This window comes from Arthrobacter sp. NyZ413 (assembly GCF_049390645.1).
GTDB lineage: Bacteria > Actinomycetota > Actinomycetes > Actinomycetales > Micrococcaceae > Arthrobacter.
The window spans coordinates 951,435-963,314 of record NZ_CP155434.1 but is presented as its reverse complement, the minus strand read 5'-3'; the positions used below and the strand labels follow the sequence as shown (position 1 = coordinate 963,314).

The 11,880-nt window shown below is 64.9% G+C and carries 9 protein-coding genes and 1 tRNA gene; 7 read left to right on the top strand and 3 right to left on the bottom strand.

The genetic code is table 11. The features are described 5' to 3' along the window. Nucleotides 1–98: 98 nt before the first annotated feature. Nucleotides 99–860, bottom strand: coding sequence for a hypothetical protein (locus ABCW42_RS04670; RefSeq protein WP_423183759.1), 762 nt, complete (start codon nt 858–860; stop codon nt 99–101). Between the two features lie 122 nt (nt 861–982). Here ABCW42_RS04670 and ABCW42_RS04665 point away from each other — a divergent pair. From ABCW42_RS04665 to ABCW42_RS04645, 5 genes are all read left to right on the top strand, one after another. After that, nucleotides 983–1,055: transfer RNA gene (locus ABCW42_RS04665), tRNA-Arg, on the top strand. Nucleotide 1,056: 1 nt separating this feature from the next. After that, the gene (locus tag ABCW42_RS04660) at nt 1,057–1,512 is read left to right on the top strand and encodes a DUF6314 family protein (protein ID WP_423183758.1); all 456 of its coding nucleotides are present in this window, start codon (nt 1,057–1,059) and stop codon (nt 1,510–1,512) included. After that, entirely contained in the window at nt 1,509–1,925 is a 417-nt protein-coding gene (locus ABCW42_RS04655) for an NUDIX hydrolase (RefSeq protein ID WP_423183757.1), read from the top strand. Before ABCW42_RS04660 ends, ABCW42_RS04655 begins: the two co-directional genes overlap by 4 nt. 167 nt (nt 1,926–2,092) lie before the next feature. Then, on the top strand, nt 2,093–5,467 hold the full coding sequence (locus ABCW42_RS04650; RefSeq protein ID WP_423183756.1) for a response regulator: 3,375 nt from the start codon (nt 2,093–2,095) through the stop codon (nt 5,465–5,467). Continuing rightward, complete coding sequence (locus tag ABCW42_RS04645; protein WP_423183755.1) at nt 5,464–6,396, top strand: GGDEF domain-containing response regulator; 933 nt, start codon at nt 5,464–5,466, stop codon at nt 6,394–6,396. Before ABCW42_RS04650 ends, ABCW42_RS04645 begins: the two co-directional genes overlap by 4 nt. A gap of 51 nt (nt 6,397–6,447) precedes the next feature. Here ABCW42_RS04645 and ABCW42_RS04640 read toward each other — a convergent pair whose 3' ends face one another. Then, nucleotides 6,448–8,361, bottom strand: a complete 1,914-nt coding sequence (locus ABCW42_RS04640; RefSeq protein ID WP_423183754.1) for an ABC transporter ATP-binding protein — start codon at nt 8,359–8,361, stop codon at nt 6,448–6,450. After that, a complete protein-coding gene (locus tag ABCW42_RS04635) occupies nt 8,358–10,028 on the bottom strand; it encodes an ABC-F family ATP-binding cassette domain-containing protein (protein WP_423183753.1) in 1,671 nt (556 codons plus the stop codon). Before ABCW42_RS04635 ends, ABCW42_RS04640 begins: the two co-directional genes overlap by 4 nt. A 163-nt stretch (nt 10,029–10,191) precedes the next feature. Between ABCW42_RS04635 and ABCW42_RS04630 the strand changes: the two genes are divergently transcribed. Further along, on the top strand, nt 10,192–10,917 hold the full coding sequence (locus ABCW42_RS04630) for a hypothetical protein (RefSeq protein WP_423183752.1): 726 nt from the start codon (nt 10,192–10,194) through the stop codon (nt 10,915–10,917). Continuing rightward, complete coding sequence (locus ABCW42_RS04625) at nt 10,914–11,633, top strand: hypothetical protein (RefSeq protein WP_423183751.1); 720 nt, start codon at nt 10,914–10,916, stop codon at nt 11,631–11,633. Before ABCW42_RS04630 ends, ABCW42_RS04625 begins: the two co-directional genes overlap by 4 nt. The last annotated feature ends 247 nt before the right edge of the window (nt 11,634–11,880 follow it).

The window sequence follows — 11,880 nt, the reverse complement described above, 5'->3', positions numbered from 1 at the left end:
GGCTGCATGGAACCCTCAGCCCGGCGCTTTCCCGCAAGTGCACTCATGATAATCCAAACACGCCCACTCGTTAACAAGGGGGGGTTTCGCCCGAAGATTCAGCGAACTTGGAAGCGGGCAGCCCGCCGGACGTCCCGCACCCTTTGGGCGATGACCAGGCCCGCGGCGCTGAATCCGATGGTCAACGGGTACGCCATCAGCCGCTCCAGGGTTCCGGGCTCCGGGATCGCCATCCGGGTCAGGCCGCCGGCCACGAGGGCGACGAAGGACACCGATCCGCAAACGAGGATGAACCAACTCACCGTGGTATGTGGCAGCCAGAGCACTCCAAGGACCAACAAGGCGAACGCGCCGCCGATGAAGAACATCAGTGCTCCCGTGAGGTGCAATGGAGATCCGAGGTCCTCCGGCACAAGGCCCACAATGACGGTTCCGAGCCCGGATATTGCCGTAACGATACGGATCACGACGGCGGCGGACCAGGACCTGCGGTAGGCGGCCCCTGGCTGGATCCGCACACCGGGACGGGCCGCGATGCTCAGGAGCGTCGAAGTCAGCAGGAGCGCACCGAACAGCATCCCGAGCCCCTGCACCACGAACGACGCGTCCATGAGCAAGTGCAATGGCGAACAGACGTCGCGGTGCTCGTAGATACCGCACTTAAGGGCACCGAGGTCGCTGATGAAGCCCGTCCGCCGGCTGTACGGTTCCGGCCCGCCCCAGGCATCGATCACCGCCGATTCGGCCACGAAGTACTGCACCACGCTCAGGTGGGCCCAGCTGCCGATGGCCGATCGGGTCGAGGCCAGGTCCGGGACGTAGTCTCCGCGCGCTGCCGGTACCGTGATCTGGTCTCTCATGGCCGCCAGCCTACGGCAGGCCCTCGGAGCCGTGGTGTCGGTGGTCGAGCCGCGTCGCCGCAGCTTGTATGCTTGTATGCGTGTCCGGACGGCGGCTCTTCGGAAACTCCTCCCCGGCACAGGCCCTCGTAGCTCAGTGGATAGAGCACGGCTCTCCTAAAGCCGGTGTCGTTGGTTCGATTCCAATCGAGGGCACTTGAAAGACCAGTCGCGCGAATCGCTCCCGGCGCCGGACCTTCGCGCCTATCTGCTCGGCGAATGGAGCATTCACCGGTCCCTTTGGGACCGCGCCGGCGGCACCCGCGGAACCTTTACCGGCGTCGTGCGTTACTCGGAAACCCCCGACGGCGGCCTCCTCCTGCGCGAAGACGGAACCATGAGCTGGCCAACCCACACCGGACCGGCTTTCCGCGAGTACCTCCTGCGGCCCTCGGACTCGCCGGCAGCGATGGATGTCTATTTTCCCGACGGGAAGCCCTTCCATCGGATGAGCTTCGTCGAGCACGCCAACGAGGACACGCATTGGTGCGCGCCCGACGACTACAAAGTCAACTACTCCTGGGCCGGGCCGGATGAATTCAACTACGCCTGGGACGTCCGGGGACCCGCCAAGGACCTGCTGCTGGAATCCCGGCTGAGGAGGATGCAATGACCCAGGAACACCCGGCCAAGGACCTGATCGTCGTCAGCGCCGTCTGCGTCTACGACCGCTCCGGACGGCTCTTGACCGTGCGCAAGCGCGGCACGGACAAGTTCATGCATCCGGGCGGCAAGCCCGAACCGGGCGAAACTGCAGCCCAGGCGGCGTCCAGGGAGCTGTTCGAGGAGGTCGGCATCGTCATCGGGCCGGATGCTTTGGAACTCCTGGGAACATGGCTCGCGGTTGCCGCCAACGAGGCCGCCACGGACATCGAAGCCACGGTCTTCACTGCTCCGGGAACCTGGGAGGCCCGTCCTTCGGCCGAAATCGCCGAGATCCGCTGGCTGGACCTTGAAGCGGAGCTCCCGGACGATCTTGCCCCGCTCCTGACAGACCACGTGCTCCCCCTGCTCAGTCAAAAGTAGCGCCGTACAAAAGCAGCGCCGGTCAAAAGAGGAGCCGGTCCGGGAAACGAGGGCCGGAATTCCCACCTTTCCCACCAGAACCATGGAGCTTTTGCCCTGAGGGTGGCAAAGTTTGTTTGTAGGTTAATTGAGGTCTCTGCATAGACAGGTCCAACTGGGGGATCCGTATGCAATCCATGGGCGAGCGCCGGGCCGGTCCGGCGGTCGGGACGCGCAGGCAAGTGCTGCGAAGGCCTGCCCTCGGGTGGCTGGCGGCCCTGAGTTTCATTGCCGTCGCCTTCCTCACCGTGGCCTTGGGCATGAACAGCGGATCGCCTGCCGCACAATCCGCAGGGGACCTCGTCATCCTCGCGTCCGCACTCATAGCATCAGCCAGTTGCGCCCAAGCCGCCCGCCGCGAGGACGATAACTCCCGGGCATGGTGGTTCATGGCCACGGCGACCCTCATGTGGGCTGCCGGCCAGGCGATCTGGACCTTCTTCGGCTTGAGCAGGAACCACAGCTACCCCTACCCCTCGCTGGCCGACGCCGCCTTCGTGGGTTGCGCCATCCCGGCCGCTATCGGCGTCTACTTGTTCCCCCGGCCGCGGGTGTCCAAGGTGGCCTTCGTTCGGGTGATCCTGGATGCGGCTGTGATCGCTTCAGCGGTGCTGTTCATGAGCTGGGCCACCGTGCTCGGCTCCATGTACAAGGCCGAAGATACGGACATCCTCGCCCATCTCACGGGCCTTGCCTATCCCGTGGTCGACGTCGTCATGGTCTCCATTGTCCTGGTGCTGACCATGCGGCGGGCTCCCGGCGAACGGCTGCGGTGGGTGTGCCTCGGTGGCGGGCTGCTCGTCCTGGCAATCACGGACAGCACCTATGTAAAACTAACCGCCGACGGCGTCACCGGACTCACCGGGACCCCTCTCGCCGCGGGTTGGATCATCGCGTTCCTCCTTGTCGCCTTGGCCCCGATGGTCCCCTACTTGACGCGGGACAGGCCGGACCGGCGACTCTACACCCTCGCTCTTGAACTGCTGCCATACGTTCCGGTCGTCGGCATGGTCATGGTTGCCCCCATCCGGACCGGCCGACCGGGCGATCCTTTCCTCCAAGGTGTGGGAATCACTGTGCTGGCCCTGGCCGTGACTCGCCAGGTACTCATCATCCTGGAGAACATCAACCTCACGCGGGACCTCGAGTCGAAAGTGGCCCAGCGGACCGCGGAGCTCGAAGGGCTCGGCGCGATCGTCAATTCCTCCGCCGACGCGATTGTGGGCAAGACCCTCGATGGAGTCATCACCAGTTGGAATCCGGGCGCCGAAAGAATTTACGGCTACAGTGCAGCCGAGGCGATTGGCCGGCATGTCTCCTTCATCATTCCCGAGGAACTGCATGGGGAGGAAGAACGCCTCCTCGCCATCATCAGGACCGGCGGGGAAACCCACAGCTACGAAACCAAGCGCGTCCGAATCGACGGCTCGATCGTTCCCGTCTCGCTGACGATGTCCCCGATCCGCGGCAGCGGCGGAACCCACGGAATCGCGACCATTGGCCAGGACATTACCGAACGCAAAATCGCGCAGGCAGAACTGGTCACCGCCCGGGAGGCGGCAGAGGAATCAAGCCGGTTGAAGTCGGAATTCCTGGCAACGATGAGCCACGAGATCCGCACCCCGATGAACGGCGTGATCGGGTTGACCGGCTTGCTCCTGGGTACCCCGTTGGACGAGACCCAGCGCCACTACGCGGAGGGAGTCAGGGGCGCGGGCGAAGCCTTGCTGACCTTGATCAACGACATCCTCGATTTTTCGAAACTCGAGGCCGGCAAGGTGGACCTCGATCCCCGCCCCTTCGATCCGCGGACGCTGGTGGAAGAGCTCGCGGCGCTCATGGCCGAAGCCGCGCAAGCCAAGGGCCTGGAACTTATTGCGTATTGCCGCCCGGAAGTTCCTGCGATGCTCGTTGGAGACTCCGGACGCATCCGCCAAATCCTGCTCAACCTGGCTTCGAACGCCGTGAAGTTCACCCCAGCCGGCGAAGTGGTCATCAGCGCCAAGGTCGTGGAGCGGGATACCGAAAATGTGCGGGTCCGCTTCGAGGTCCGCGATACCGGCATTGGAATCGACGCCGCCGACCATTTCAGGCTCTTCGAGTCGTTCGCCCAAGCCGACGCCTCCACTACCCGGCGCTACGGCGGGACCGGCCTTGGCTTGGCGATCTCGCGGAAGCTCACCGAGGTCATGGGCGGCGAGATCGGCGTCGAGAGCTCGCTGGGAGGCGGCAGCATTTTCTGGACTGCCCTGCCGCTCGCGGTGTCGAGCCCGGCCCCGGCTCCGCCGTCGATCGGGCAGGACCACTTGTCCGGCCGCCGGGTCCTCGTAGTGGACGACAACGCAAGCAACCGCCTCGTACTTGAAGCGCAACTGGCCGGATGGCAGCTGATCCCCGAAGCCGTGGGCGATGCCCGCCAAGCGCTGGAGCGATGCCGGGAGGAGCACAACGCCGGACACCCCTTCGACATCGCCGTCCTCGATATGTGCATGCCCGGCATGGACGGGCTGGAGCTGGCACGGCAATTGAGCGCGGACACCGCTTTGCGATCCACGCGGATCATCATGCTGACCTCCACCATGAACGTGAACAAAGCCGAACTCACCGCCGCCGGCGTCCAGGAATGGTTGACCAAGCCGGTTCGGAGTTCCGAATTCTACGACCGCCTCATGCGGCTCGTGGCAAGCCGTCCGGCGACCGCCGCTGCGCATGTGTCCCCGCAGCCGGCATATCCGCTTCCGGTGGGTCCAGGCCGGCCATCGCGCGGGCTCGTCCTGGTAGTGGAAGACAATGAAGTGAACCAACTCGTGGCGCGGAGCATGGTGGAGAAGCTGGGGTTCAACGTGGACGTGGTGGCTGACGGCGAACAAGCACTCGCGGCCACGGCATCCACCCGCTACGCGGCCGTCCTGATGGATTGCCATATGCCGGTCATGGACGGCTTCGAGGCCACCAGGGCCATCAGGGCACGGCTGGACGGGGGGCGGCGGCTCCCGGTCATCGCGATGACGGCAGGTGTGTTGGACGAGGACCGCGAAAGGTGCCGAGCCGCCGGCATGGACGACTACCTCGCCAAACCAGTCGACATGGGCAAACTTGAACAACTCTTGGACCGATGGGTCCCTAAGCATTCCCTGGGGGAACCTGCCGGCCCCGCACTGGACCCGGCGCGGCTGGATGTCCTGAGGGACCTCGGACCGGCGGACGGCTTGGGTTTGTTGCCGGCAGCCGCACAGGCCTTCCGCCAGTGTGTCCAACCCAGCCTGGATGCCCTCCACCAAGCCGTTGCCAACGGCTCCGGGGAGGAAATCAAGCAAGCGGCCCACAAGTTGAAAGGTTCATCGGCAAACATCGGAGCCAACCGTGCAGCGAAGCTGTGCGAGGACATCGAGCGCGGCGCCTCAGCCCCGGCCGCCGTCGACCCCTCGCTCCTGGCCAGGCTGGACGCTGAACTCGTCCTCGTCGACCACGCCCTGGACAGGGCACTTTCGGTTGCCTCGTGAAGGTTCTTGTGGCGGACGACGATCTCGGCTCCCGGCTGGTCGCGAAAGCCGCAGTCGAACAGTCGGGGCACGAATGCATCGTGGCCGCTGACGGCACGTCCGCATGGGAACTCTATAGGCAACACCGGCCTGAAGTGGTGGTCACGGACCTCATGATGCCCGGAATCGACGGCCTGGACCTGTGCCGGTCGATCCGCGACGCTGAAGACTACGCCTACACCTACCTGGTCCTCGTGACATCAAAGGATTCGCACGCGGACGTGATCGCAGGGATGGAAGCCGGCGCAGACGACTACGTGACCAAGCCCCTTGACCCGTTCACCCTCCATACCCGGCTCCTCGTGGCAAAGCGGGTGACGTCCTTGCATTCGGACCTTGCCCGCTATCGTGAGGCACTCGCAGAGCAAGCCCGTACCGATCCCCTGACCAAGCTCTACAACCGGCTGAAGCTCGCCGAGGACCTCGAACAATTGCACCAGCGGAGCGCCCGCTATGAAACTGACTATTGCCTGGCCATTTGCGACGTCGACAATTTCAAGAGCTACAACGATATTTACGGGCACCAGGCGGGAGATGCGGCGCTCCAGGCGGTGGCCGCCTCGCTCGCTGGCGGGGGACGCAAGAGCGACGGGATCTACCGCTTCGGCGGCGAAGAATTTCTGCTCCTGCTTCCCGGCCAAAGGCTAACTGGAGCTGAAACCCGGCTCTTGCGCGCCCTCGAGTCGATTCGTGCCCTTAACATCGCGCATTCCGGCAACCCCTCAGGCACCCTGACGGTCTGCGCCGGGATCTCGGCCTACGTCCCGGGCCATCGCGTCAGTAGCGAAAGGCTCCTGAAGGAAGCGGACATGGCGTTGTACGCGGCCAAGAACTCCGGCCGGAACCGTGTTGAAATCGCGCCGGAGGTCCGCCACGTCATCCGCAGCTGAACGCCGCAGCTGACGGCGGGCGCTGGCGCCGGCGCCCTGCCCCTGGCGCCGTTACAGCTCAGGAACAGCTTCCCGTGCCACGGCCGCGGCCTCGGCAAACTGGGTGTTGTAGAGCTCGGCGTAACGGCCATCCGCGGCAAGGAGTTCGGCATGAGTTCCGCGTTCGATGATCGAGCCGTCTTCCACCACGAGGATGACGTCCGCGGCACGGATCGTGGAGAGCCGGTGGGCAATCACGACGGCGGTACGCCCCTCGAGCGCCTCGCCAAGGGCCGCCTGGACGGCGGCTTCGCTCGTGGAATCGAGGGCGGCCGTGGCTTCATCGAGGATGACCACCCTCGGCTGGGCAATGAGCAAGCGGGCGATCGTGAGGCGCTGGCGCTCGCCGCCGGAGAGCCGGTAGCCGCGCTCCCCCACCACCGTCTCCAGTCCGTCCGGCAAGGAACGGACCATGGCCTCGAGCCGCGCACGCCGAAGCACGTCCCACATTTCCTCGTCGCTCGCTCCCGGGCTCGCGAGCCGCAGGTTGGAGGCGATGCTCTCGTGGAATAGGTGCCCGTCCTGGGTAACCATGCCAAGCGTGGTGCGCAACGAGTCGAAAGTCGCGTCCCGGATGTCCAGGCCGGTCCCCGGGCCATGCCCGCCGAGACGTACCGCGCCGGAATCGACGTCGTAGAGCCGGGAAAGCAACTGGGCCACCGTCGACTTGCCGGCGCCGGACGAACCGACCAGCGCCACCGTCTGGCCGGGCTCTACCCTGAAGCTGATGCCGTGCAGGACCTCCTCGCCACCACGGGTGTCCAAAGTGGCAACGTCCTCGAGGGACGCGAGCGAAACCTTATCCGCGGACGGGTAACCGAATCGGACGTCGTCGAACTCCACGGCGACAGGCCCGGAAGCCACTGCAACGGCGTCGGGCTTTTCCTGGATGAGCGGCTCGAGGTCCAGGATCTCGAAAACCCGCTCGAAGCTGACCAGGGCACTCATGATCTCGATGCGCGCGTTGGACAGCGCGGTGAGCGGAGCGTACAGGCGGGTCAGGAGCAGCGCCAGCACGACGACGTCGCCCGCTGCCAGTTGCCCGCCGAGCGCAAGCCAGCCGCCCAAGCCATAAACGAGCGCGAGAGCGAGGGCCGAGACCAAGGTGAGTGCGGTGATGAAGGTGAATTGCAGCATCGCCGTGCGGACGCCGATGTCCCGGACACGGCCGGCGCGCAGGGCGAACTCGGCGGACTCTTCGTCCGGGCGGCCGAACAACTTGACCAAGGTGGCGCCCGGCGCCGAGAAGCGTTCCGTCATCTGGGTTCCCATTGCGGCGTTGTGGGTGGCCGCCTCGCGCCGCAGGTCCGCGAGCCTCGAACCCATCCGCCGGGCCGGGATGAGGAAGACCGGAAGCAAGACCATGGCCACCACCGTGACCAGCCACGACGTATTCAGCATGACAAAGAGCGTGAGGACCAACGACACGAAGTTGCTCACCACGCCGGAAAGCGTGCCGGCGAACGCCGACTGGGCACCGATGACGTCGTTGTTCAGCCTGCTGACCAGGGCGCCGGTGCGGGTCCGGGTGAAGAACGCGATGGGCATGCGCTGCACATGGTCGAAAACCCGCGTGCGCAAGTCGACGATCACGCCTTCACCGATCACCGACGACAACCAGCGGGTCAGCAGTCCCAGCCCGGCGTCGGCAACCGCGACCGCCGCAATGAGCCCGGCGAGGCCGATCACGATGCCGGCCGCGGAATGGGCGATGATCGCGTCCACCACCCGGCCGGCAAGGACAGGCGTGGCAACCGCGAGGAACGCGCCCATGATGGAAGTAACCACGAACGCGATCAGCTTGTTGCGGTACGGCTTGGCAAAAGCCAAGACGCGCTTGATGGTTTCCCGGGAGAACGGCTGGGAGCCGCTCTTGGCACGGCTGATGTTGTAAAGCGAACGCCAAGCGACGCCATCCATGCTCATGGCTGGTGATTCCCCATTCCGGAAGTGTGGTGCAGTTCTGTTACGGTGCCGTCCTCAAGGTTCCATCGGGAATCGAGGCGGACGTTTTCGAGCAGGCGGCGGTCATGCGTGACCAGCAAGAGGGCGCCGTCGTAACTGTCCAAGGCGTCCTCAAGCTGCTCGATTGCCGGCAGGTCGAGGTGGTTGGTGGGTTCGTCGAGGACCAGAAGGTTGACCCCGCGGGCCTGGAGCAGGGCAAGGGCGGCGCGCGTGCGCTCGCCCGGGGACAACGAGTCGACAGTCCGGGAGGTGTGGTCCGCTTTGAGGCCGAACTTGGCAAGGAGCGTGCGGACATCCGCGGAACTCCAGTCAATCAAAACGGCTTCGACGGCGTCCGCCAACGGAAGGTGCCCCGCCAGGAGTCCCCGCGCTTGGTCCACTTCGCCGATCGCGACCGACACTCCCATTGAAGCCTCGCCGGCGTCGGGCTTTTGCGTCCCCAGCAGCAGGCGCAGGAGGGTGGACTTTCCTGCTCCGTTCGGACCGGTAATTCCGATCCGCTCCCCCGCGTTGAGTTGCAGGTTGACCGGCCCCAGGGTGAAATCGCCTTGGCGTGCGACGACGTCCCGCAAGGTTGCGACGACGGAACTCGACCGGGGAGCCTGGCCGATGCTGAACTGCAACTGCCACTCTTTGCGCGGCTCCTCGACCTCTTCGAGGCGGGCGATGCGCGATTCCATCTGCCGGACCTTCTGGGCCTGCTTTTCGGAGGACTCGGTGCTCGCTGCCCGGCGGATCTTGTCGTTGTCCGGGTTTTTCCTCATGGCGTTGCGGACGCCCTGCGAGCTCCATTCACGTTGGGTCCGCGCACGGGCAACGAGGTCGGCCTTGGTGCTGGCGAATTCTTCGTAGCGTTCGCGCGCATGGCGCTTTGCCACGGCGCGTTCTTCGAGGAAGGAATCGTAGCCGCCGTCGTAGACTGCGACGCTGTTCTGCGCAAGGTCCAGTTCAAGCACTTTGGTGACGCAACGAGCCAGGAATTCGCGGTCGTGGGAGACCAGCACCGCACCGCCGCGCAGGCCTTGGACGAAGGACTCAAGCCGTGCCAGTCCGTCCAGGTCGAGGTCGTTCGTGGGTTCGTCGAGGAGGACGACGTCGAAGCGGCTCAGGAGCAACGCGGCCAAAGCCACCCTCGCAGCCTGGCCACCGGAGAGTCCCGTCATGAGGGCTTCGGGTCCGGCGTCGAGCCCGAGTTCCGCCAGGACGGCAGGGATCCTGTCCTCAAGGTCGGCGGCTCCGGAGGCCATCCACCGGTCGAATGCGAACGAGTAGGCGTCGTCTGCGCCAGGCGCGCCTGAAGCGAGCCCTTCCGCGCTTTCTTCCATGTCGGCAGTCGCTTGGGCGCATCCTGTACGGCGGGTGATGTAGGCGGCGACCGTTTCGCCCGGGGTGCGTTCGTGTTCCTGGGGCAACCAGCCCACGAAAGCATCGCTGGGCGCGAGGGTGACCGTTCCGCCTTGCGGACGGTCGGCTCCGGCGAGGATCCGCAGGAGGGTGGATTTTCCGGCACCATTGGCGCCGACGACGCCCACCACATCGCCGGGGGCAACGGTGAGGGACAGTTTGGAAAACAAAGTGCGGTGACCGTGGCCGCCGGAGAGTTCTTTGGCGACAAGCGTTGCAGTCATTAGTCAATCCTCTCACTGCCCGCCTGGCGGGCGGGCATGGAAGAACCCGCTGGTCCGGACTTGGGGGGTGTGCGGACCAGCGGGTTCGAGAATCAAGCATAATTCAATGTGCGCTGATCGTAAAATTACAGTGCGAAAGAAGCCGTCCAGCAGAAAGTGGTTCATGTCCCTTCCTTCCAAGGCGTTCCAACACTGGTTGCACGGGATCGCACCGAACACCAGCACGGCCGACGTCTGCCGTTCCTCGGGAGTGAAGCGCACCACACTCGCCCAGCAGTTGGTTCGCGGCAAGGTGGCTGAGTCGTCGTTGGTCAGCATCAGCCGGGCCTTTGACGTGAATCCCTTCGATGCGCTGGCGCAATTCGAGGCGTATGCCGCGCTCCGCGGGACGCCGGTGCCGCCGACGGACGCCGAACTCGTCAGCCAGGTCTCAACGATGGACATGCTCCGCGCCGTCGTGGACCGCTCGGAGCACCCCGACGGGCCCCGGACGCTGGACTTGGCCGGCACGCCGCACCCGGGTTCCGTCCGGAACTGGGTGGACGCGATCGACGACGGCGACTTGCGGCACCGGGTCAGTGACGCCGTCGGGATCGCCCCACAGAACTTTTCCGCCTATTTGACGTCCAACCGGCTGCCTCCCGAGCTTGCCTTGGCGACGTCGCGGGAGGCTGGCGTCGGACCGGCCGGCGGCCTCGTGGCGAGCGGGCTCGTAACGGAAGCCGAGGCAGGTTGGCCCTCCGGTGCACGCTTGGACGCCTTGAACCGGCTGAGCGATGGCGAACTGGCCCTTCTGGCCGGCGAACGACTTCAGGCCTTCGGAAAGAGCCTCCGCCGCCAGGAACATGAGCTCGACCGAACCCAGCGGATCTGGGACAACCTCGCATGACCAATGTCCTTGCGTGGGCCACGTTTGGTGTTTGCGTGGCCCTGACCGGTATCCGGATTCCCAGCGCCTTGCGTGGCGAAAACCGGATGATGTTCGTTTTGTTCGCACTCATTTCCCTTGACATCCTGCTCAGCCTTGAGGTCCCGTATGAGTTCCTGGACGGGCTCATGGGCGGCTTCAATGTGTGCAACCTCCTGCTCCGCTTCCTGCTCTATGGGACTTTCCTCCTCATGGGCATCAAAGTGGCCCGGGCCTTCGGTTCAAGAGGCGGGGAACGTGCCGTTCGGGGGCCGTGGGGAATTGCGGTCCTGGCGATCACGGCGGTCCTGACGGCCGTCTTTTTCTTCTCGATGGATACCTCCGGATCCACCGTTGGCTTGGAAGACCTGGATCCGGAACCGGCCCTTGACCTGTACTCCGCTTTCGGCCGGGCTTATCCGGGCTATGTCTCCGCGTGCCTCATTCCCGCCATTTGGCGATCAGTCCGGAGCTCCGGCCCGGCGCTCCTGCGGGCCGCCTCGGGGATGCTGCTCGCGGGGCTCGCCTTGTTGATCGTTTCGCAGGTCTTTCCGCTCATTCCGGATTCGAATACGTGGTTGCGGCCGCTCATCAACTACTCGGCTGCCTTGGCGAGCGCCCTCGGTTTGGGCGGAATCTGGTTGTCCAAGACCATTGCGCGCCGGACTATCCACACGATACCTTCAGATCAACGGTAAAAACATACCGCGTAACCTCTTTCGCAAATCCATTATATCGTGCCATAATAATGAATGTGTGAAGGAGACGCAGCCTGACGCTCGAATCAATGAACGGGTTTCAAGGGTCTGTGGCGCGTACCGGAGCGCATTTGGGGGGATGAGTGGTGGCGGGCTGTTGGGGACCGCCCCCACTCAGCCTTTTTAAGCAGTCATTTCCCCGCACGGTCATTTCCCGCACCGACTTCCCAGCCGCCTCATTTCTCAG